General features: G+C 56.5%; 17 protein-coding genes. 10 read left to right on the forward strand and 7 right to left on the reverse strand.

Annotation, left to right across the window (positions count from 1 at the left end):
- Nucleotides 1-72 precede the first annotated feature (72 nt).
- From H7C19_RS14320 to H7C19_RS14350, 7 genes are all read left to right on the forward strand, one after another.
- Nucleotides 73-1008 (forward strand): ABC transporter permease, encoded by a 936-nt coding sequence (locus H7C19_RS14320; RefSeq protein ID WP_185143343.1) that lies wholly within the window; start codon nucleotides 73-75, stop codon nucleotides 1006-1008.
- Between the two features lie 38 nt (nucleotides 1009-1046).
- A complete protein-coding gene (locus tag H7C19_RS14325; RefSeq protein WP_185143344.1) occupies nucleotides 1047-2591 on the forward strand; it encodes an extracellular solute-binding protein in 1545 nt (514 codons plus the stop codon).
- A gap of 79 nt (nucleotides 2592-2670) precedes the next feature.
- Entirely contained in the window at nucleotides 2671-3543 is an 873-nt protein-coding gene (locus H7C19_RS14330; protein ID WP_313731647.1) for a carbohydrate ABC transporter permease, read from the forward strand.
- Nucleotides 3544-3599: 56 nt separating this feature from the next.
- Nucleotides 3600-5690, forward strand: coding sequence for a CBM96 family carbohydrate-binding protein (locus H7C19_RS14335; protein ID WP_185143345.1), 2091 nt, complete (start codon nucleotides 3600-3602; stop codon nucleotides 5688-5690).
- Between the two features lie 12 nt (nucleotides 5691-5702).
- Nucleotides 5703-7610 (forward strand): heparinase II/III domain-containing protein, encoded by a 1908-nt coding sequence (locus tag H7C19_RS14340; RefSeq protein WP_185143346.1) that lies wholly within the window; start codon nucleotides 5703-5705, stop codon nucleotides 7608-7610.
- Nucleotides 7611-7831: 221 nt separating this feature from the next.
- The gene (locus H7C19_RS14345) at nucleotides 7832-8446 is read left to right on the forward strand and encodes a TetR/AcrR family transcriptional regulator (protein ID WP_185143347.1); all 615 of its coding nucleotides are present in this window, start codon (nucleotides 7832-7834) and stop codon (nucleotides 8444-8446) included.
- On the forward strand, nucleotides 8447-9682 hold the full coding sequence (locus tag H7C19_RS14350) for a glycosyltransferase (protein ID WP_185143348.1): 1236 nt from the start codon (nucleotides 8447-8449) through the stop codon (nucleotides 9680-9682).
- A gap of 99 nt (nucleotides 9683-9781) precedes the next feature.
- Here the strand turns inward: H7C19_RS14350 and H7C19_RS14355 are convergent, their stop codons facing one another.
- Nucleotides 9782-10147, reverse strand: coding sequence for a hypothetical protein (locus H7C19_RS14355; RefSeq protein ID WP_185143349.1), 366 nt, complete (start codon nucleotides 10145-10147; stop codon nucleotides 9782-9784).
- Nucleotides 10148-10451: 304 nt separating this feature from the next.
- Between H7C19_RS14355 and H7C19_RS14360 the strand changes: the two genes are divergently transcribed.
- Nucleotides 10452-11810, forward strand: a complete 1359-nt coding sequence (locus H7C19_RS14360) for an Nramp family divalent metal transporter (protein WP_185143350.1) — start codon at nucleotides 10452-10454, stop codon at nucleotides 11808-11810.
- A gap of 190 nt (nucleotides 11811-12000) precedes the next feature.
- Here H7C19_RS14360 and H7C19_RS14365 read toward each other — a convergent pair whose 3' ends face one another.
- A complete protein-coding gene (locus H7C19_RS14365) occupies nucleotides 12001-13503 on the reverse strand; it encodes an alpha/beta hydrolase family protein (protein ID WP_185143351.1) in 1503 nt (500 codons plus the stop codon).
- 194 nt (nucleotides 13504-13697) lie between these two features.
- Here H7C19_RS14365 and H7C19_RS14370 point away from each other — a divergent pair, with 194 nt between their 5' ends.
- On the forward strand, nucleotides 13698-14189 hold the full coding sequence (locus H7C19_RS14370; protein WP_185143352.1) for a nucleoside deaminase: 492 nt from the start codon (nucleotides 13698-13700) through the stop codon (nucleotides 14187-14189).
- Here the strand turns inward: H7C19_RS14370 and tgl are convergent.
- The 5 genes from tgl to H7C19_RS34290 form a co-directional block, all read right to left on the reverse strand.
- Entirely contained in the window at nucleotides 14186-14974 is a 789-nt protein-coding gene (gene tgl / locus H7C19_RS14375; RefSeq protein ID WP_376775368.1) for a spore coat transglutaminase TGL, read from the reverse strand. The genes H7C19_RS14370 and tgl overlap by 4 nt on opposite strands.
- Nucleotides 14975-15007: 33 nt before the next feature.
- Nucleotides 15008-16321 carry a catalase gene (locus H7C19_RS14380; RefSeq protein ID WP_246469522.1) on the reverse strand — a complete coding sequence of 438 codons (1314 nt, stop codon included), beginning with the start codon at nucleotides 16319-16321 and terminating at the stop codon, nucleotides 15008-15010.
- Nucleotides 16322-16535: 214 nt separating this feature from the next.
- A complete protein-coding gene (locus H7C19_RS14385) occupies nucleotides 16536-18020 on the reverse strand; it encodes a MutS-related protein (RefSeq protein ID WP_185143355.1) in 1485 nt (494 codons plus the stop codon).
- Nucleotides 18017-19345, reverse strand: a complete 1329-nt coding sequence (locus H7C19_RS14390; RefSeq protein ID WP_246469523.1) for a MutS-related protein — start codon at nucleotides 19343-19345, stop codon at nucleotides 18017-18019. The genes H7C19_RS14385 and H7C19_RS14390 overlap by 4 nt, the downstream gene beginning before the upstream one ends.
- Nucleotides 19346-19619: 274 nt before the next feature.
- Nucleotides 19620-19874, reverse strand: a complete 255-nt coding sequence (locus H7C19_RS34290) for a ribbon-helix-helix domain-containing protein (protein WP_221469245.1) — start codon at nucleotides 19872-19874, stop codon at nucleotides 19620-19622.
- Between the two features lie 332 nt (nucleotides 19875-20206).
- Between H7C19_RS34290 and H7C19_RS14395 the strand changes: the two genes are divergently transcribed.
- The gene (locus tag H7C19_RS14395; protein WP_185143357.1) at nucleotides 20207-23686 is read left to right on the forward strand and encodes an Ig-like domain-containing protein; all 3480 of its coding nucleotides are present in this window, start codon (nucleotides 20207-20209) and stop codon (nucleotides 23684-23686) included.
- Nucleotides 23687-23776: the final 90 nt, after the last annotated feature.

Genomic DNA, 23776 nt, shown 5'->3' on the forward strand with positions numbered 1-23776 from the left:
CATTCGCCGCCTATCATAAGGGCGAAAGGGGGGAGACGCGATGACAAACAGGAGAGGAGCTTCGGATGCGGGATGGCAGCACGGATCGCACGTATCGATAGACGGCATGACGGATGGCGGCAGCGCTTTATCAGGGAACGGTACCTATGGCTGATGGCGCTGCCGGGTTTGCTATACTTTATCATCTATAAGTACGTCCCGCTGATGGGGATCGTCATTGCCTTTCAGAAATACAAGCCGGTTCAGGGATTCCTACACAGCGATTGGGTAGGCCTGAACAACTTCAGGCGCATCTTCGACACGCCGGAGATCGGAAAATACTTCATCAACACCGCGATCATCAGCTGTTATCAGATCGTGTTCGCCTTTACGGTGCCGATCTTCATCGCCATCATGCTCCATGAGATCCGCAGCGCGGCATTCAAGAAGATCGCGCAGACGCTGCTGTACCTGCCTCACTTCTTATCCTGGGTTGTGGTCGCCGGCATCTTCTACCTGCTGTTCCAGAGCGACGGGCAGATCAATCACTTGCTCGCTTCCTGGGGGCTTCATCCGATCAACATTCTCTCGAACAAGGACAATTTCCGAGGTATGCTCGTTCTGCAGGTCATCTGGAAAGAATCCGGCTGGGGCACGATTATTTACTTGGCCGCCCTGACGGGGATCGCCCCGGAGCTGTACGAAGCGGCCAAGATGGACGGGGCCGGAAGGCTGCGGCAGATCTTCCATATTACGCTGCCCGGCATCCGCTCCACGATTCTGATTCTGTTCATCCTCCGACTCGGCTCCGTTCTGGACGTCGGCTTCGAGCAGATCTACCTGATGCTGAACGCGTCCGTCTCGGATGTCGGGGAGGTACTGGATACGTATGTGTACCGAATGGGCGTCGTCAACGGAGACTTCAGCTTCACGACGGCCGTAGGATTGTTGAAAGGGCTTGTCGGCATGATGCTGATCGTGACGGCGAACCGGCTGGCGCGGGCATTCGGCGAGAGAGGCGTTTATTAGAATGAACTAGTTCCATCTATTGCGAGAGGCGGGTCACTATGAAAATCGGAAAAGGATTGACGATTGCAACAGCACTCATGCTGACGGGAGCGATGCTGACGGCTTGCGGCGACAAGGGAGCAGGCGCCAACGCCGCGAATGCGAGCGGCAAGCCGTCGGCAGCGACGGAGAAGAAGTACAAGATCAGCGCGATGAGCATCCTGTACGGGGCGGCGCCCCCGGATAACGGCACCGGCAAGAAAGCGATCGAGGACCGCTACCATATCGAATACAATTACATTCCGGTCGCTTCCGGCGAGTATAACAACAAGCTGGGCGTCACGCTCGCCTCGGGCGACGTTCCGGACGCGGTGCTATTCCCTTACCTGGACGCCGTTTACTTCAGCTCGATCAACAGCGGGCAATTCCTGCCGCTGGACGCCTATCTGAACGATAGCGCCAAGTACCCGAACCTGGCCAAGCTGCCGAAGGATGTCATGGACACGTTGAAGAGCAACGGCCACGTCTACGGCGTTCCGCGGCTGCGCGGCATTCCGGGAGCGACGATTGTCCTCCGCAAAGACTGGCTCGATAAGCTCGGGCTTCAGGTGCCGACCACCTACGACGAGCTGTACGACGTCATGAAGGCATTCAGCGAGAAAGACCCGGACGGTAACGGGAAGAAGGATACCTATGGTCTCGCGGCGGGCGTCAGCAACGGCTTCCCGTTCATCTCGCTGATGGCGGCCATGCATGCCGGTCCGAGCGTCGGCTGGGTCGAAGACGGCAAGGGCGGCATCGTGCCCGGCGAGTTCGCGCCGAATAACAAGGAAGCGGTCGGCTACTTGGCCAAGCTGTACAAGGATGGACTGATCGCCCCCGACTTCGCGATCAAGAAGGACGCGCAGATCGAGGACGACTTCCTGCTGGGCAAGGCGGGCGTCGTGGGGAACTGGGGGTATACCTCCTTCAATAAGGAACGTCTCGAGAAGGCGAGGGCGGTCGATCCGAAGTTTGAAGTGGTGGCGATTCCGCCGCTGAAGGCGCCGGACGGTTCGGAAGGCGGCTATGTGAAGGGAGCGGGCTTCTTCGGCGTCTTCGCGCTGAACAAGGAGCTGGAGAAGGACCCGGGCAAGCTGGACAAAGTGCTGCACATGCTGGACGATCAGCTCGGCGACGACGGAGCGACCTTCTTCAAGTGGGGCGTGGAAGGCGTTCACTACAAAGTCGAGAACGGCCAGAAGGTGGTCACCGATCTCGGCAAGACCGAAGGGCCGAACCAGTACCAACTGACCAACCACGCCAACGAAGGCGACTGGATTCTGCTCTCCTCCGACACGCCGGAGACGACCGCGCTGAAGCAGAATTCGTTCGCGGTCGCCATGCAGGGCAAGCCGTACACCTCGCAGGACGTCGGTCTCTACTCCGCCACGAACGCGGAGAAGGGGGCCGAGCTGACGAAGAACGTCGTCGACGGCCTCGTAACGGTCATTACGGGCCAGAAGCCGATCGATTATTTGGACCAAATGTTCGCGGACTGGAAGTCCAGAGGCGGCAGCCAGATTCTGACCGAGATGAACGAAGCCTGGAAAGCCAGAAAGTAAGGCGCCGCCTTACTTCATTCCGATCGGGAGGGCGGGGAGCGTCCCTATCTTCCCGGTCGTCCGCAAAGGTGGATTTGCCGTGAATACATCCAAAATGTCCAGCCGCTTGTTCGATTCGGCGAATACGCTGCTGCTTGCGCTGCTTACCCTTCTGTGCGCGCTGCCGATCGTGAATGTGGTCGCGATGTCGGTGGCCTCGCTGCAGGACATCGTGTCGGGCAAATTTATTTTGTGGCCGAAGCATCTCGACTTCAAGGCTTACAGTTATATTTTCAATACCGGCGTCTTCTTCTCGTCTCTCAAGAATACCGTCTGGATTACCGTTGTCGGCACCATCGTCAACCTGGCCGTCACGACGCTGCTCGCCTACGTCTGCTCGCGGCAGCGATTCAGCGGCAGGCGAATGATCCTGTTCATGGTCCTGTTCACGATGCTGTTCAGCGGAGGCATGATTCCGACCTATCTGGTCGTCAAAGCGACGGGACTGATGAATTCGCTCTGGGCGCTCGTCATTCCGTCGGCCGTATCCGCGTTCAACATGCTCGTGATGAGGGAGTTCTTCGAATCGATCCACGAGAGCATTATCGAATCCGCGACGATCGACGGCTGCAACGATTTGGGCATCTTTTTCCGGATCGTGCTGCCGCTCTCCGTTCCGTCGCTGGCTACCTTTACGCTGTTCTATGCGGTCGGCAATTGGAACCAATACTTCGCGGCCATTCTGTATCTGAACGATTCGTCGCTCTGGCCGCTGCAGATTCTGCTCCGCCAAGTGGTGCTGATCGGGCAGAGCGACATCTACTCCCGGCTCAATGCCGGCGAGGTGATTCCGCTGCCGGTCTCGACGCAGATGGCGACCGTCGTGCTGGCGTCGGCTCCGATCGTCGTGCTGTATCCGTTCCTTCAGCGCTACTTCGTGCAAGGGCTGACACTTGGGGCCGTGAAGGGATAGGCATGCATTAATAGGAAGCAAGAAGCCATACCAATTCGATTCCGGAGGTTATCGATATGGCAGGCAGAGCTTATAAGCTGATGTCGCTGCTGGTGGCGCTGGCCTTGATCGTGACGCTCGTCCCTATGGGGACGGGCTCCGCGCTTGCCGCCACGGCAAACACGCCTTACAAGACAACGCTGGGCACGCTGACGACAATGAATTGGGGCGGCGGCGACGCCAGGCCCGGATTCGCAACGGCGAACGGAGATCTGTACGCGGTCTGGGGCCGGGGCAACGCGTTCAAGATGAGGAAGGCGACGACCTATGCCGGGCTTGCGACCGCGACGGAAAATACGGTGACGGGGATGGACGCGGCCGACTGGGTCGTCGGCTTGTATTACAATAGCGCGAACAGTACGTTCTACATGACCGCCCACGTCGAATACGACTACTTCCTGGGCAGCGATGCCGCGCATCATTATCGGAAAATCAAGCTGTACAAATCGACCGACAATCTTGCAACCGTTACCAAAGTAGGCGACGTCGTCACGAGCGATAACTCGGATATTCACGGCTACGTCGACTATACCGGCAACTATTACGATTTCGGCGCCGGCGACCAGAACTTCTACGTCGACGAGGCGGGGGGCTACGCCTATATTTTCTATGCACACGCTTGGGCCGATTTGCGATCCTCCGCCTTCTCCCAGGGCATGTTCAAGAGCGAGAGGGTCGCGCGCTGCCCCATCAGCCAACTGAACGATCCGACGGCTTGGAAGAGTTTCTACCAAGGTAGCTGGAACGAGCCGGCGAGAGGCGGCCACGCTTCGGACCTGGCGAACGGCTCGAACGGGTACGTCTTCTACAGCTCGGTCATCGGCAAATACTTGATGGTCTACAACAACACCGTCGCATCGGCTACAAGTCTGGAGCTTCAGGACTGGTCGCCTCTGTACACGAATTCGGACTTGACCTGGTTCTACTACGCTTCGGCGCTGGATATGGACACGTTCAGTCCTTATATCATCGGCGGCAACGCCATCTACCTGGAGCTGACCCGGAGGCGTTCGGCGCCGTTGACCGTTACCGGCGCGACGACGACGAGAACGGTCATCGACCCGGTCTATCCGACGGAATCGGTTCCGGACGGCAATTACGGCTGGGATTGGGCCTTTACGGGAACGCTCGAGCCGAAGCCGACGACCTACATCGTCTCCTATCAATGGCCCTACCAAACGCATACGGCCGGCATCAACTTCTATTCGGACTACACGGTCCCGCATTCGGAGAACTACGGACTCGGCATGCGCATGACTTCGGCGGCGGTCGGCGATTACGTGCTGCTGAACATCAACGTGCCGACGGCGGGTACCTACCGTCTATACAGCTACAACGCCACCGGACCGGCGGCAGGCGACTTCCAGCTCGCCGTCGACGGGACGAATCAGGGCGGCCAGGTCTCCCTGTTCGAAGCGGCGCCCGCGCATCCGCAGAACGGCCTCGGCTACAAGAAGACCGACATGGGCACGGTGACGTTCGCGACGGCCGGCAACCATCAGTTCCGGTATACGGTCACGGGCAAGAACGCATCCAGCACCGGCTACCAGCTGTACTTCGACGTGATCAAGCTCGTCCAGGCCGCGACGACTCCGCCGGCCGGAACGGCGACGCTGGCGCCGACGGCGGACGCCTACGTGCGGGACGGCGCCTATGCCGATGTCAATTACGGCACCGATCCGACGCTGCAGGTGAAGAAGGACGGGACGGATTACAACCGCAAGTCGTATCTCAAGTTCGATCTCGCTTCCTTCGGCGGAACGTCCGCGACGTCGGCGAAGCTGCGGGTGTACGCCAACGCGGCGGGCACGGACGGAGCGAGGACAATCAAGCTGTACGGCAACTCGAACAAGAGCTGGACCGAATCGGGGCTGAAGTGGTCCAACGCGCCGGCCGCCGACACGTTCGTGACCAGCGTCAGCGTCAACGGCTCGACGGGCGTCTGGTACGAATTCGATGTGACGTCCTATATGAACAGCCAACTGACGGTGGCGGATTCGATCGTATCGTTCGAGCTTGTGAACGAGGGCGCCGCGACGTCGCAGAATCAGGTGGCGTTCAACAGCCGGGAGGCGGCGAGCCATGCTCCGCAGCTTGTTCTACAATAAGGGGGCTGTGACTTGCTGACCGAACGCTATTCGCCGGAGGAGCTGCTGTCCGTGCTTCTGCCCGTGCGGCGGTTCCGACCCTTTCCGACGGCGGATGACCGCCCGGCATGGGAGGCGATCCCGGACCGGCTCCGGACGTCCTGGCTGCGGGAAGGGGAAGCCTTCCTCGGGTATCGTTGGCCCTCGCTGCTGGCATCCGACTTTCTGGCTTACGCGCGGACCGGCAGCCGCCATTACGATTCCCTGTACCAGCTGCGCCGGGCGGCTCTAGGCTGTCTGGTCGTATGCGAATGTCTCGAAGGCAAGGGCCGATTCCTCGACGACATCGCGAACGGCGTCTTCGTTCTGTGCGAGGAGACCTCCTGGTGCCTGCCGGCGCATATGAGCCTGTCCCGGGGCGGCGAAGGGCTGGGGCTTGCGGACCCGGAAGAACCCGTCGTCGACCTGTTCGCGGCCGATACCGGCGCGCTTCTCGCCTGGACCGCCTATCTCCTGCAAGATCGTCTGGACCGCATCAGTCCGCTCGTCTGCCGGCGCATCCGGCAGGAGGTCGGGAGACGGATTCTCGTCCCCTACGAGACGAGAAGCGACTTCTGGTGGATGGGCTTCGCCGGGCACGAGCCGAACAACTGGAATCCCTGGTGCCATTCGAATGTGCTGGCCGCCGTCCTTCTCCTGGAGGAAGACGAGGGGCGCAGAGTTCGGCTGACGAATCGCATCATGAGCAGCCTGGATCGCTATCTGGCCGTGCAATACCCCGACGGAGGCTGCGACGAGGGGCCGACCTATTGGAATGTCGCGGCGGGAAGCCTGTTCGACTGTCTGGAGCTGCTGTACATGGCGACCGACGGGGCCGTCGATTTGTACGACCGGCCGTTGATCCGCCAGTTAGGCCAATATATCGCGAAGGTATCGATCCACGGTGCGTATTACGTCAACTTCGCGGACGGCTCGGCGGAACCCCGGCTCGATTACGCGCTCATCTATCGATACGGCCGCCGCATCGGCGACCCGTCCATGACGGCGCTGGGGTTGAGCGGGATGCGCGAGGCAGCTTCGGTCTATGACGGCGGCCACATCTTCTTCCTGTTCCGCGAGCTCGCCGGCATCGGGCTGGCCGCAGAGCTGGAGCGGGACCGAGGGATGGCGGAGCGGGAATCGGAGCCGGAACCGGCATACGAGCTGGACGGCTGGCTGGACCGGATTCAGGTCATGACAGCCCGGGAGCGCTCCGATCGCATGGGCTTGTACTTGGCCGTCAAGGGCGGCCATAACGGCGAGAGCCACAATCATAACGACATTGGACAGTTTGTCGTCTATGCGGACGGGGAGCCCTTCCTCATCGATGTAGGCGTCGAGAATTATTCCGCTCGGACGTTCGGCCCCGGCCGCTACGATATCTGGACGATGCAGTCCGGCTATCACAATCTTCCGGCCGTCAACGGGTATGACCAGACGGCGGGTAAGGCGTTTCGCGCTCGCGAGGTGATCTACGAAGCCGACGAGAACGGAGCGCGGATGTCGCTGGACCTGGCGGGAGCGTATCCGCCGGAGGCGGGTCTGCGGCAGTGGCGAAGAACGGTCGCGCTGCATCGCGGGCCGAACGCGTTCGTCGAGCTGACGGAACGATGCCTGTTCTCCGGGACGCCGGAGTCCGTCGTGCTGAACTGGATGACGTGTGGGCCGCCGGACCTGTCGACGGACGGCGTCGTTCGGCTGCCCGGCAAGGAAGGGCGGGCGCTGCGGCTGGAATACGACGCGAAGCTGTTCTCCGCTTCGGCGGAGCGGATAGACATACGCGATTCGAAGCTGCGGGCAGTGTGGGGCGATCGGTTGTACCGGATCCGGATGGAGCTCTCCCTCCGCTCTCCGAGCGCCGAATGGATCATCAAGATCAGGCAAGGCGAGGCGGGCCTGTAACCGCCCGCCGGCCGGCATATGACGATATGGAGAACCGTGCTGCGGCAGAACGCGCTTCGCGAATCGAAGGGCCGTCCCACAAAGGACGGCCCTAAAACTTGCCGTTACAGACAGCGCGGAGAACCGCTCCACAAGAAAGGGCGAAGGTTCAGTTGACGAATAAATAATTTGGAGTTAATGTTATTAACATGAAATAGATAGAGGATGTGCGGCAATCCGAAATGGAAGATGACAAGCAACAGCCCGAGCAACTCACGCGGCCCTACCGAATGCAGGCCAGGGCAAGGTCTGCGGCATTGACAGGTGAACGTATACTTGATGCTGCGGTTGAGGTTTTTTACGAGCAACCGGTCCATAACATCTCTCTTGAGGATGTCGCGCGCCGCTCCGGGGTTACGGTGCAGACGGTGATACGGCACTACGGAAGCAAAGAAGGACTTTTCACTGCTGCCTCCGAGCGCGAATCGAGACGAATAACCAGTGATCGCGACCAAGCGGCGGCGGGTGACACGGCAGGGGCAATACGTATATTGCTCGATCACTACGAGGAGGTAGGTGAGGGGGTACTTCGCATGTTGGCTGAGGAGCATCGGATGCCTGCACTGCGCGAGATTATTGACCGTGGCCGTGATTATCACCGGCAATGGTGCGAGCGAGTCTTCACCCCGGCGCTCACCGGACGAGATGAGATCGAGAGGGAGAGACGCCTCGCTCAGTTGATAGCTGTGACGGATATCTACACATGGAAACTTCTGAGTCGCGATTACGGTTTGAGCCGAGAACAAACGGAGCTCGCTCTGGGTGAGCTACTTCATCCCCTAACAGGAGGTAATTAGATGGCTCGTATTCTTGCCTATACCTCACCCGCTCGTGGACACTTGTATCCGCTGACTTCGATTCTGGATGAGCTTTGCGCACGAGGTCACGACATCATACTTCGCACGCTGGCCTCGCAGTTGGAACTTGCACGATCACGTGGCTTCGACGCTGCTCCAATCGATAACCGGATCGAAGCAATGCCTCACGATGATTATAAAGCGCGCACAGCGCGGGGAGGGCTGCAACGCGCCGTAAGCATGTTTAGCGCGCGTGCAGAATATGACGGCCCCGATCTGCAGCAAGCGATCGAGAGCACGCGCCCCGACGCAGTAATCGTCGACGTGAACTGCTGGGGCGCTGTCGCGGCTGCGGAGGCTTGGGGCGGTCCGTGGGCGACATTCTGCCCCTATCCGCTCGCATTGACCTCACGCGATGCGCCGCCTTTTGGTCCCGGGCTTCCACCTGCGCGCGGACTTTTAGGGAGGATGCGCGATCGCGCTCTGAAGCCGCTGTTTGTAGGTACTTTCGAGCGCACTATGCTGCCGCCGCTCAACGAAGTACGCTTGAGTTTTAAGCTCGACCCGGTAAGCAGCGCCGACGATATGTTTGGCCGCCCTCCGCTTTTACTCTACCTCACAGCCGAACCGTTCGAGTACCCACGCTCGGATTGGCCGTCAAACATCGTCATGGTCGGCCCCTGCGCTTGGGACCCTCCTGCCGAACCGCCCGAATGGTTAGCTAAGATCGAACGTCCAATCGTGCTTGTCACAACCTCCTCAGAGTTCCAGAATGACGGTCGCCTCATCGAGGCAGCGCTGGACGCTCTTTCGAATGAGAATGTCCACATCATCGCTACGCTCCCCGCACAAGATTCAGCCGCTTTCCGAACACCAGCCAATGTCAGCTTATTTCCATTTCTCCCGCATGGACTCATTCTTGACCGCGCAGTATGTGCAATTACCCATGGCGGAATGGGGGCCACCCAGAAGGCGCTGGTACACGGCGTACCTGTGTGCGCAGTTCCTTTCGGACGCGATCAACTGGAGGTAGCGCGTCGCGTTGAGGTAGCCGGAGCAGGCACGCGGCTGCCCGCCAGCCGACTCAGCCCGGATCGCCTACGTACCAAGGTTCGCGAGGCGATGGCGTGCGTCGAAGGTGCCCGCAGAATATCCGAAGGATTCGCGTTAGCGGGTGGGCCCAGTGCCGCGGCCGCTGCTTTTGAGAAGCGTCTTTTAAGACGTCCCAGCGACTAAGTCGCGCCGCGACAACCATCATAAAACGAAATCGCTTGTGTCACGACATGAACAAGGACCGTCTAGCGCCGCTTATGGCGCCGGGCGGTCCTTTTAGGCTTAGAAGACGATGATGACGCCATTAACGGCAACCGCGCCGGTGCCGACGTTCGTGATCCGCAGCCGGAACGTGCCGGCCGGGACGACGAACCGGAGCACGGCCGTGCGGGTTCCGACGAGCGTGATGCTGTTGGTGACGGGTCGTCCGGTCACCGCGTTCACGATCTGATATCGGACTCGGGGAGTCGCGATAGAGCCGGCCGCCGGGCTCTGGCTGACGATTACTTCTCCGGTCGTCACGGCGCCGATCGCCGTGAAGGCGTTCGTTGTAACGGACTGGCCGGGTACAATTCTCGGGAATCGGAACACGACCAGTCTGCGTATGCGCAATTGGGAACGGCTCTGCGTCAGTTTCAATGATGCCAATGTCTCACCCCCTATCCTTTGATCTCCAATCAGCGTATGAAAAACCATTGTCTCCGGATTGGACAAGACAGAAAGATGAGCAACTCGCATAACCCGTAATGCATAACCCGAAACGCAAAACGCCCCATCCCTGCACCCGCAATCGCGAGTAGCAAGATGGGCGTTTTGATTGAATTTTTAGCCTGTACCATAATTTTTAGTTGTTGACAAAAATGTTTACCTAGTGCAAAAATATAGGCATCGGTAAAAATGCGTTTGGAAAGCTGGGAAATCGATCAATGATTCAAGAAAAGAGGAAAAAACCATGAGTTTAGGCGTTCAGCGTGCGAATGACAATCAAGGATGGCTGCGCAGGAGCTCAAACGTTAGTTTGGAGGAAGTAAACAACTCCGTTAAAGTCCCATCCAAGTCAGGGTTTTGGAGGAAGTTTTTGGCGTTCGCGGGACCGGGGTCTCTGGTAGCCGTCGGTTATGTGGATCCGGGCAACTGGGCCACATCGATAGCGGGAGGAGCGCGTTTTGGCTACACTCTTTTGTCCGTCATTTTGATTTCGAATTTGATTGCCATGCTGCTTCAAGCATTGGCAGCCAAACTCGGAGTCGTGACAGGAAGGGACTTGGCACAGGCAACCCGAGACGCGGTTGGCCGAAAAACGTCTGCATTTCTGTGGGTTTTGACCGAACTTGCGATTGTAGCGACCGATTTGGCCGAAGTGATCGGGTCTGCGATTGCCCTTAATTTATTGTTCGGCATACCCTTGCTATGGGGTATCGCAATCACTACATTCGATGTATTGCTGTTGTTGCTTTTGCAGAAAAAAGGATTCCGAATTATCGAATCCATTATTATCGTGTTGTTGCTTACCATCTTTGGCGTCTTTGCCTTTGAATTGATCATATCCAAGCCGGAAGTATCGGCTCTATTAGGCGGTTATGTTCCCAAATTCGAGATTGTGACGAATCCGGAAATGCTCTTTATTTCTTTGGGCATTCTGGGGGCAACCGTTATGCCGCACAACCTCTATTTGCACTCGTCCATCGTGCAGACCCGGCAATACGAACGCAATCCGAAGGGGCGTAAAGAAGCCGTCAAATATTCGATTATCGATTCGAATATATCCTTATTCTTCGCCTTCTTGATCAACTCCGCCATTTTGATATTGGGGGCAGCTGCCTTTCACGGGACCGGGTTAGACGTGTCCGAAATCGAAGGAGCGTACGAAATGTTGAGCCCCACTCTAGGCGTCGGAATTGCAAGTACTTTATTTGCGGTAGCGTTGCTTGCCTCCGGGCAGAACTCGACCATCACCGGAACGTTAACGGGACAAATTGTGATGGAAGGATTCGTACATTTAAGAGTATCCCCTTGGCTTCGTCGACTTCTTACCCGATTGCTTGCCGTAATACCTGCGCTTGTTGTCACATGGTTAGCCGGGTCAAAGGGAACAGGCAGTTTGTTGTTATGGAGTCAAGTGGTGCTCAGCCTGCAGCTGCCTTTTGCCGTCATTCCCCTCGTCCTATTCACCAGCGACAAAAGAAAAATGGGGGAATTCGCAAACCGGTTATGGGTCAAAACGTTGGCATGGCTGTCAACAGGAGTCATTCTTGCTCTAAATGTGTTCCTGGTCGCGTACATTATCGTTACCGGTCATGAATTAGGGTAAAAGAACGCGAAAGATTTCGGCATCATGGTTTGCCTGCGCGAACCAAATTTGACCGCTTGGGGCAATCCCAAGCGGTCATTTGCATTTTAAATGGACTTCGCTATTAGTGAGACAGAGCGTTTCGCTGACGGCGAAGATGTCAGTGGGCAGAATCCCGCTAATGATGGAAGCTTGCTTAGCAGCTGTCTGTCTACGCTCCCTGAAACACGGACTTCGGATACTGCACTTCCGGATAATCCTTATTGGGACCAGTCAGAAGCTTGCTCTCGATTCCGCGCAAATGTTGGTTGAAGAACTCCAGTACATAGCGGTTGACGAGCGCTGCTCCCCTCGCTCCATTTATGCTACCCGTCATGCCGGTTTTTTGGATGAGCGGCGAGTACAACTGAAGATCGGTAAAGTTGAAATGCTTGGCTCCTTCGACATAGACCGCTTTTCCGCCGCCTTGCTGCGTTACGCGGTCGATCAGTTTCGACTCCTGTTCCCGGTTCGCCAGGATCGTATCGAATTGTTCCCTCGTCAACCGGAGCGACTTCAGCTCTTCGTCGGTGATCGGGGTCTTGCGATACTTCACCTGTTGTTGGTTCACCTGCGTAAACTCTTCCGATTCCATGAACATAAACGGTTTCTTCATGTCGTCCCGGCCCGTCGTTTCGAATATCGTCCCGTCCATATCCACGCCGGCTTTGATTCGCGGGTTTGTATATGCGGCCTCGAAAGCCTCCGCCCCTCCAAAGGAATGACCCATCATGCCGATGTTGTTCATATCCAACATCCCTTTGAACTTGCTGGCGATGGCGTCCGTGTTCAAGCTGTCCAATTGATCGACGACAAAGGCGACATCCTTGTTCCACACTTGCAATATGGCGCGGCTAGCCTCGAAAAACTGATCTTGGGGCTGCTCAGTACGAAGGCCGGTTACCCGGCCGTCGGGAAAAGCGGTCGCGATCGTGCTGTAAGTATGATCGATAGCAAACACGATATAACCGTGACTGGCAAGATTTTCGGCCTGCGAGGTGTGCAAGATTCTGCCGACCCCCATGCCGTGCGATAGCAGCACTACCGGGTACGGATTGTCAGCCGGCAGCAGATCTGCATTGGCGTAAGCGTTAGCCCGACTGTATTTCCAGTAGTCAAGCGCAAACGCGGGAACGCCCAGATTGTCGGAATAAGCTTGCATATAGGTTTGGAACAGCTTTTTCTCCCGAGGGAACACCGCGCTTTTCCCGGTGCTGCCGCCTGACTTCATAGCAGGGTACCATACCTGAACCATAAGCTCCCGCTTGTCGTCTTTCTGCTCCGTGAACGTCTCTTCCCGGCCAGTGTCGATAAAATGGAACGTCTCCGTCCCTACTCTAAGATCGCCTGTGGGTTTCGGTAAATGAAAGACCGGCAGCAGCAACGACAAGGCAACCGAGCCGCCCAACAAAACAGTGAAGATGGCCAACATCGAGTAATGCAGCGGTTTCCATAGCTTTCTGCGTCCCGATACGGCCACGGCGACAAGCAGCCCCGCGACGATGTAGGCCGGAATCATCTGCCACCTGTATCCTTCAAGCAGATGTGCGGCCAACAATACGCCGCAAGCGATGCCGGCTGCAACACCGGCCTTTCGGTACGATTCCTTGCGAACAAGCAACACAATCAGAACCGCAGCGCAGGAAGCGACTAACAACATTTCCAATACCCGCATCCGTTTCTCTCCCTTGTTCTCTGTGTTTCTTCTATCGTAAGAGACCAAGGTTAAAACGAAGGGACGATTCCGGTTAAATACGGTTTAAAACGCCTGCTTCTATATGAAAAATCTAAGCGAAATCTATTTTTTATATATTTTTCATCTAGATTCCTTCATGTTAACGTAAGATAGAAGAGGAGGGAGGTTCGATCATGATCAACGATACCGATCTGACACATCTGCGGCGCTGTGTTGAACTGGCAAGGGCTGCACTAGAGGTGGGCGACGAGCCGTTCGGTTCGGTCCTGGTCTCCGCCAGCGGAGATGTGCTGACGGAAGACCACAACCATGTCGCGAGCGGCGACCATACCCAGCACCCGGAGTTTGCGTTGGCGCGGTGGGCAGCCCAGCACATGACAGCGGAAGAACGAGCCAAGGCGTCGGTCTATACCTCGGGCGAGCATTGCCCGATGTGCGCTGCGGCCCATGGTTGGGTGGGGCTAGGCCGAATCGTGTATGCGAGTTCCTCCGCACAATTGGCGCAATGGCTGAGCGAGATGGGCGTTGCTCCATCGCGCGTCCGCAATCTTCCGATCCACGAAGTCATTCGGGATACTGCCGTGGACGGCCCTGTTCCCGAACTCGCGGAGCAAGTACGGGAACTCCATCGTCAGTTTCACGCAAACAGGCGGGGACTGTCCTAGTACACGAAATGTTGATCGCCTATGCGTACGCGAATAATCGACCTCGCGTCAGGCGCAAATTGGGAGAGGTATAAATAACCGGGCTGCGTGACGTCTTCCATGAGGTACGCGGATTGGTTGCTCTCGGGACGACGGTACCGGTTCAAGCCGGCAATGATCGTTGCTGCCGGCACGACGCCGAAAGGGTGCCCATAATAGAGGTCGTCCCCAATCTTGATGACATTCTCGCCGCGCCATTGCGGCGTATCGGGGGAAAAATCAGGATTGTTGAAATAGAGTAAGTCGCCGAGATAAGACTCCGTTCCCGATTTGGTAGTCAACCGTAGATTATCGTTAACATCCCAGTCATATAGAAACAAATCGGCGAAGAGGCGGTTGAAATCGGACTCCGGAATCGAATCGAGCACCCCCTTGTATACCACGATGGTGGTGGCGGTCGCGCATTCGGTGGCGTATTTGCTGCCGTTATTAAAAATATCCCGGATTCCCGCAGCCGGCGCGCTGTCGTCCCTAATCCGGAATCCGCCAATCTCTGTTAAATTCCAAAATTGCTCGTTGCAGTGGGCATTTTTGAAGGTGGCAAACCGCAAGCCGCTGTGGCTTAAAGCATCAGCCTCGGCGACGATGGCGGCCCTCAGTGCCATTTCGAAACGCAAATGCCGAACGGATTGATAATTGTAGGTAACCGCACTGTTCTTTTTCTGCTCATAAACCTTGATCGCAACGGGAGACCATGAGGCAGTATCCACGGGCATTTCGGTATTAGAAATCGTAATGATTAGAATCCTCCTCCTTCCTTTACAATTTACGCTGCAGGATTACCCCTTCGCCTGCATTTGAATTTGCCGGGCAACCCGCTCCCCCAGTTCGACCGACGCGTGGTGCAGGTAGCTCAGTACAATGCTTTGCGTCTCGCGGGAGATGCCGGCGAGATCGGCAGCGAGGTTATCCACCAAATGTTCTTGGTGCACAGGAGGGAGGGCGTGATAATACTGGCCGGCTTGCGTAAAGTTATCCGGCTTGGAGAGGTCGGACCGCACGAGATGGCCCTCCACGTATCTGCCGTTGCCGCTGGTCACCAGGGAAGCGGGCGACCAGTTCTCCTGATGGTTGACCGGAATCTTGCGGAAATCCGGACCTATCCGCCGGCGCTGCGAATCCCAGTATATATTTGCGCGTCCCTGCAGCATCTTGTCGTCCGACAATTCCGCGCCTTCCAATAGATTGGAGGGCGAGAAGGCGATTTTCTCCACCTGCTCCATATAATTATCCGGGTTACGGTTCAGGACCAGCCGGCCGACCATCAGTAAAGGATATTGCTGTTCCCCCCAAATCTTGGTGTCGTCCAGCGGATCATAGGGAAGAATGGCCTCGTCCCGGGGATTCATCAGCTGCACATACAGCCCATACTCGACGGTCTTGCCCGCCGCTAAGGTATCATACAGATCTTTGCCTGCAATATCCGGATTCTCGCCGCTCAACCGGGCCGCTTCGTCACGGTCGATATAATGCATCCCGGCCATCGGAATCCAATGGTATTTCACATACGTGCGGGCACCCTGCGCATTTCTCCACACATAGGTGTTGACGCTGTGACCCGGGATGTGGCGGAAGCTCTTAACCGTGCCTGCGTCCGAGTAGAGCCAGACCAGAAAATGAGTGGATTCGGGCGCTCTGGCCACGAAGCTCCAGAACCGTTCGGGATCGATCAGGTTGTTGACCGGCGAGGGCGAAAAGGCCTTGATGGACTCGGGAAAACGTATGGCGTCCCGGATTAGAAACACGGGGATGTGGTTGCAGAGGAGATCGAAGACCCCTTTCTCCGTATAAAACTTGGTGGAGAATCCCCGCACGTTGCGGGAGGTATCCGGGGTGCCTTTGTTGCTCACGGCCAGGGAAAATCTCACCGTGACGGGGACCTGCTGACCGGGCGTTTGGAGAAAGCAAAGCTGCGTGTAAGCCGACATGGCATTCACGGTCTGAAAATATCCGAAAGCGCCGTAGCCTTTGACGTGAACGGGCCGCTCCAGAATCTTGCTATGTACAAAAGTCTCCAGCGTCTCATGCAAAATGTTGTCTTGTTCGAGTACGGGACCTTGATCGCCGACCGTCTGCGAATGATAAGCCGCCATGAAATCCCCTGCCCATGGTGCAGAAGGATGCCGTTTGACCTGTTCGTCTCCTGCTGCATGCTGCGGTGGCTGCGCTGAGGGTCTTGAGGGAAATCCGTTGTTCTCTTCCATCACTCTGCCTCCCATGGCCATCAAGTCCATTCTCCCGGTACAATATGGTTTATGCGGAGCTTCTATGCACTTATGACCCGGTAATTACAAAGTAACGATTGAATTACTTCCTTCTCCTAACGCTCTTGTACAGGTCTTCTCCATAGCTGGTAGGCGTAGGCTTCCGGCGATACAGCTTGTAAGAGCGAAGGCCGTCTTCGCTGCGTTCCGGGGAGAGGAATTCCACCTGGCTTCGTTGTTGCGAATACGCCCAGTCGGCCAATTCATAGAAATGGGTGACGATACAGACTTTTAATTGCAATTCATAGCAGACGGTGAGAAAATCCTTCGCAATGGCGGAGCCTTCCCGCTCTGTCGTAGAGGCGAAGGGTTCATTCATGAGCAATAGGGAGCGGGCCGTCAGTTGGTTCACGATTCCGTCCAGCCGTGCCAGCTCTTCATCCAGCTTGCCGCTTCGCATGTTCTCGTCTTCTTCTCTGGTAAAGTGGGTAAAAATGCAGTCGCACAAGTTCGCGCGAAAGGAAGCGGCGGGCACGAACAATCCGCACTGCATCATCAATTGCGCGAGTCCGATGCTTCGCAAGAAGGTCGTTTTTCCTCCCTGATTCGTACCGGAAATCATCAGCAAGAGCGTATCTTCCCCGTTCCAATCGTTGGACACCGGCCGGCTTCCGTTGCATAGGACGAGACCGGGATCGTATAGGCCCGTAAAGGAAAGACATCTCTCATTCGCATGCAGCGGGATCGGAAAAGCGACTTCGCAGCCCCGCTCGGCAAGCGTTGCATGCAAGCGAACGCAGCCGACATAGAAGCTGCTTTCGAAGCGAAGCAATTCGAAGAAGATTAAGGTCTCGTCGATCCAACGTCTGACGATTCTCAGAACGTTCGCCAAGGCGCTTTCCTCGATCTCTGCCAGGCTATGCGCCAGGTGAAGCGCGCCTGATTTTCCAGGTCTCCTGATCAGAGAAAATTTGGGGGCCTCCCGCATCTGTCCGAGCGTGTAATTCGTACCTTTCAGGCCGTCTCCCAAGGACGCTCCGATGCGCAAGCGACGCCCCTGTACAGCTTGCTGGAGGAGCTTGCAATGGGTACCGGCGTCTGACAGCAAGGTGTCCGGATAGGCCTGGCCAAGCCGCCGAAACAGGCGGATCAATCCCTCGGATCGATCGTGTCCAAGGCGCGATCTGCCCAAATTCCGGAGCGCCAGAAGGGCAGTTAGGATGACGGCTATCAGAGCCGTTGCGGTTTTCAGCTTTTCGACGACCGAGATGTTGCGAGAGAAGCTGGGCTTCATTTGCATCCGATAATCGGCCGCTTGGAGATCCACGTTAGACGCAATCGCATACATGTCTTCGATCAGGTCCGGATAACGGATACAGTCCTTTACCATTTGCTGTCTGTACAGAATCGCGGAGGCCTCGATCTCGACGTGAGGAACGAGCTTGCTTGCCGTATCCAGCACAAACCGGTCCCCTTGCGACATGGCTTCCAACAGGGGCTCGACTTGCAAATCTTGCATGAAAGGAAGGTCGTCCAAGGACTGGCGGGGGACAAATTCCTGGCATTCATACAGCAAATAAGGCTTCATCGTTGAATTCTTTCCTTGAGTTGATGTCGGGTTAAGCCGTATTTCCTGACCAGAGAAGAGGCGTGAACGAGCCCGTCGGCTTGCTGCCGGCGAATTCGGAACGTTCGCCTTGAGAGATCCTCCGGGTCTGTTGCGGCCACTAGGCTTACGAATTTATCATGCGAAGCGGCAAGCTCGAAAATATGCGTGACATACAAGCACGTTGCGCCCACCTCCAGCAGGTCCAGCAAGACTTGGCTCCCCATCGCATAAGCGTCATGAGTAGACGTTGTACAAAAAAGCTCGTTGAACAGAATGACGCTGCGGTCCGTGGCATGGTTCAATATAGGCTTCAGCCGATCAAGCTCGTCCTGCAGCTTGCCTGACCGATGGCCCGGCTGCTCCCGGGAGGGGAAATGCGTGAAAATGCGGTCGAATTCGAACAGGACGGCCTGCCTGCACGGAACCGGACAGCCGATGGCGCTCAGGTGCAGCATTTGACCGAAGGAGCGGGCAAACGTCGTTTTTCCCCCTTGGTTCGGGCCTGTCAGCACCAAGATGCGTTCATGGTCTTCCAGGTCGAAAGAGTTGCCGACAACCGTTGCTCCAGAATGCCGTGCGGAGGTGGCCAGAGAAAGATCATACCCGCCTTGGATACGGAGTTCTCTCTTGCCGCTGATCTCCGGGTAGGCGTAGCTCAGTCCGTTGCGTTGAAGAGAATGGAAATATCGCAGGCAAGCCAGATAAAATTGGACTTCCCGTTCAAAAACGAGGAGGGAGGGTTCGATAAATGGCGAATGTTCGGCATAAAAGGCGTCCAGCTTGCGGAATGGCAGCGGAAAGCGCTTCTTGATCGCTTTCAGCATGCTCCTCTCCATGTCCGACAGATGCAGTCCAGGAAAAAGGCGGAAGCTGAATGGATTCGCTGCCGTCTGCTCTTGCCGAAACGCGGCGCTTAAGGCCTGGCAATAGTCTTGCTCGCCGTCGGCCGGAGAGATCGTCATGGTCCCGTCCTCAAAGGTGATGTCGAATCGGATTCGGCTGAATTCCCGATGCAGCTCCGTTGCTTCCTTGCTCAATGCGGCAAAGTACGGGGCATGAATAAAATCGGTCAGCCAATTGTAGAAACGAGCAAGCCCTTGCGATTGCAGATCGGCGCTTGTCAGGATGCGCTGGAGTTCCCTGACCGAGAGGCTATAGAGGTTAGCTGCGTCAAGCAGCCACTTCATTCGTTGGTCCGGATCTTCGAATGTTCGGCTGTATGTCTCGTACTCCCGTACCTTCCGCATCTTTTCGGAGAAAGCGGCAAAGGCTTCGAACAAGCCGCCGTGATCGATTTCCCGCATGATGGCCAAGCGGTATCGAATGCAGTCCGCATTCTCAAGCTTGTTGTAGAATAAGGGCTCCAGGTCGTATTCCTCCGTTCCTCTCACCATATCCCGGATAATCGTATCCATATGAATATCGCGGAACATCGCGGGCGGGTCTTTTTGTACATGGACCATGCTCGAGCGCGCGGAATCGAAAAGAATGCTCTGGTAAATCACGAAGGCCCTCCTTTATACGTGTCCGACAATCGGGGACGCGAGCAGGATAGATCGCTTAATCTGTCGATTGGAGCTACAACGCGTCAACATCTCGGAGATAGTCTTCGAGAATCGAACGTATGATTTCGGAGGCGGGATAATTCCCTTTGTCGCAGCGCCGGTCGATCTCCGTCCAGAGCTTCTCCGGCAGAGTCAGAGAGAGCTTGCGGGTAACGCCGATGGCTTTGCGCCCCGCGCCTGCTCGGTGCCCTCCTCTGGAGACGGGTGGAGTAGAGGCGGCTGGCTCGTTCGGGGGCGGTTGCTTCTTCGGATCGCGTTCCATGTTCATCACCTGATTTCAGCTTAACATGGGTTGGAATTGAAGTGAATTTCTGCTACTTTAATCAACGGCTGATGTCACTTGTTACAGATGACGCGGCGAACCGTATCGGGACTAGCAAATAAATCCACTATTTTTCATATGTTTGTGAGTATTTTGGGAGATTGACCTACTATAATTCGATAGGAGCCAGATCGGCGGTCGTATAAAAAGGTCAAGGAGAAGTGGTGATGAACAAGTTTCGCTCGATATTGCTATGCATGCTTGGACTCTTTCTTGTTGCGAGTAACTTTTCCTTTGCCGCAGCTGCAGAGCCATCGGCTATAGAACCGAAGGCGGGAATGAAGGGAACCGGAACCGCGAACAATCCATACGTGATCGAGTCGGCGGATCATATGTATTCCATCATGCTCGTTCAAAGCGCGTATATGTTGAAGAGTTATTACGTATTGGGCGCGAATATCGATATCAGTTCGCTCAATTGGAAGCCGTTCGGCAAACGAGGGGCGGAATTCACGGGAAGCTTTGACGGCAATGGATACACGATTACCGGTTTGAAGGTCAACAAGCCTTCGGATCAGTACGTCGGGTTTTTCGGACGAATTAAGGACGCGACCTTGAAAAATATCGTTCTGACGAACGTTTCCGTGAACGGGAGCGGGTATACGGGCGGTCTTGCGGGCGCGACGGAAAACAGCACGATCGAGAATTGTTCGGTAAGCGGCAACGTCTCGTCAACGGACAAAGTCGTCGGCGGATTGGTCGGCTATAACGGCGGGAAAATCGTCGGCAGCTTTTCCACGGGGACCGTGACGGGCAACCATCATGTCGGCGGACTGGTCGGCGAGCTGCATACCGATCCCGATATCGGTCCGGCGTCGATCGAATCCAGCTACTCTTTGAGCGACGTGTCTTCTTCCCTAAACACGGACGGGAACTATATCGGCGGACTCGTAGGCTCCTCACTGCAAGGAACGGTCAAAACGAGCTATGCCGCCGGCCGCGTGACGGGCAATCTGGATACATCGGGCGGATTGTTCGGTACCGGAGGGTCGAAGCTCGGCTATCGCGACACGTTCGTCAATAACGTATGGAATAAAGAGAGCACGGGCCAAGCCAAAGGCATCGGCTCTCCGTACGAGGGTGGACCCGATCCTGCCGGGAACAAAGGATTGACAAGCGCGGAAATGCGGCAAACCGCCGGCTACCCGGGCTGGGACTTCAAAAACGAATGGATCTTAAGCGAGGATGCCGATCATCCTATTCTACGTAAGCAGCTGGCTACGATGAAGGTGCAATCGATTCACGCGATTCCGCAGCATTTGAATCTGTTGGCGAACCGTACCGTTTCTTTGTCCGTATATGCGAGTTTTGATGACAGTCATACTTACAACATCACCGGTCTGGCAGACGATCAGGGTCAGCCTCAGGGCTTATTCCAGCAAGAGAAACAAGCGGAGCAATACCTCGTAACGGCGGGAAGTCAGCCCGGCAGCGGAAGTATCTTGATCTCGTATCGGGGCGAAACGACTTCCGTCCCGGTCATCGTAAGCGGCGTTCCGCTGCTGGCCAACGTCCGTTCGTCGCCATCCCAAGTGTCGGAAGACGCCCGATACGAGTCGGAGATTCAGTTGAGGATTCAGGATGGAAAGGGGCAGCCGTACCCGTTTCTTGAAGTGAGTCTGGATCAAGGAAACGGGGACACGGACATCGATCCCCCAAACCGAATGACCGACGAAAACGGTGAAGCGAGCTTTACGGTCAAGAGCCCCAAGGTGGGCCGTATCGCGTACAAAGTCATGGCGACGGCGTATCATCTGGAGATGGGGGAAATCGCGGTCGATTTTCTGCCTGGCAAGGTAAGTTCCGCCAGAACGTCAATCGAGCCGAAGTCCCAAATCGTCGTGCTCGACGGGGAAGCCCAAGGCGTCATTACCGTTGCTTTAAGAGATTCGCTGAATACGCCTCTTGCGGGACACCGTTTGGAGCTCGTTCGCGCGGATGGGGCGCCGATCGATCCCAACGTGGTTAGCGTAACCGATGAAGAGGGACAAGCCGAATTCACGGTCACGAATTCGACGGCGGAAACCGTCTCGTATCAAGTGCTCGATCTTGACGATCAAGTGGAGGCGGGCGAGGCGGAGATTACGTTCGTGGCGAATACGGTGGATCGGTCGAAGTCAACTTTTCAGGCGCTGCCTTCCATGGTCGTCGCCGACGATGCCACCGAAGCGGTGCTGACCTTGGTTCTTAAAAATGCGGCCGATCTTCCGATCGCGGGGCGCCAAGTCGACTTGTATCTGGGCGGAACGGACGGGCCCGTCATCGGATCGGGAACGACGGACGCCGCGGGAAAAGCAGCGTTTAAGGCGAAAAGCGCTACGATCGGTACGAACCTGTACACCGCTGTCGCCAAAGTCGGCGATGAGGCCGAGCTGTTTACCGTTACGGTAGATTTCGTGGCGGACGAAATCGATTTAGGCGCATCCCGCTACGCGGTTTCGGCCGACGAGGCGCGGGCCGACGGCTCTGAATCGGTAAATGTCCTTGTTGTTCTAAAAGACAAGCTTGGCAATCCCGTCAAAGGCGGACGCGTCGAACTCGGGCAAACGGGCGAATCCCTGATTTCGCCGCAAAGCGTGTTGACCGACGAGTCGGGCGAAGCTCGGTTTTCCATCGCAAGCCATGCGGTAGAGACGGTAAGCTATACCGTCATAACCCCCAAAGGGGCGCTTGGGAACGCTTTTCAAATTCGGTTCGCGGATTTCTTTAGAGACGCGATCCGGGTCGAAAGCGAAAGCTATCGTTTAAAAGTCGGCGATGCCTCCGACGTGATGGTTTACGCCGATTATAAGAGCCGCGAGAAGGAGGTTTCAAAGCTTGTCGATTGGCGTTCGTCGGATTCGTCCGTAGCGGGATTGCAAGACGGCAAAATCGTTGCGGTGGGCGTCGGCAGCGCAAGGATAACGATCTCGTATCTCGGCATCGAGAAGGAAATTTCCGTGACGGTGACCCCAAAGGAGGACGGCGGAAACCCTGATCCAGGTCCCGGACCGGATCCAACGCCAAGTCCAACGCCAGGTCCAACACCAAATCCAACGCCAAGTCCAACACCAAATCCCGGAACGGGTTCCGGACCTGGACCTGGATCTGGACCTGTTCCTAATCCAAGTCCGAGCCCGGGACAAAACCCCGATAACGGGGAAAAGGATGGCGATAACGGCGGCAATCGTCCGGGAACGCAGCCTGAACGCCCTCCGATCGCGTTTACGGACATCGGCCAACATTGGGCGAAAGAGCCAATCGAAAAAGCGACCAAGAACGGTATCGCCTTTGGCTATCCGGATCGCACCTTCAAACCGGATCGATCGATCACGCGCGCGGAATTTACGGCGATGCTCGTTCGCGCCTTGGGATTAAAGGGTGTCGGCGGAACCGTCCCGGCCTTAAGCGATTGGGGCGAGTTGAAAGATTGGTCGCGCGAGGGGATCAGCGCCGCTTGGCAAGCCGGAATCGTCAGCGGTTACGGCGACGGCGGCTTCCATCCGGATGCGGACATTACCCGCGTCGAGATGGCGGTCATGATCGTGCGCGCGCTAGGCAGCGGCTCAAGATCAAGCGAGAAAGCCTCTTTTGCAGACGAAGCCGCCATACCGGCATGGGCCAGAGACGATGTGGCAATAGCCAGGGAACTGGGCATCGTCCAAGGCAGGGGCAACGACCGGTTCGACCCGCTCGCGAAAGCGACCCGCGCCGAATCTGTCGCGATCCTGATGAAGCTGCTGGACTATTTGACATCTTCGCAGTTCGCCGTTCCCTAGATATCTCACTGGGCACCCAATCGGGTGCCTTTTTTCACTCTGAAGGGGATGCGATATCAGTATATAATTGCTAAATCGGCATCTCTTCGG

It is taken from the genome of Cohnella nanjingensis, assembly GCF_014212125.1.
Lineage (GTDB): Bacteria > Bacillota > Bacilli > Paenibacillales > Paenibacillaceae > Cohnella > Cohnella nanjingensis.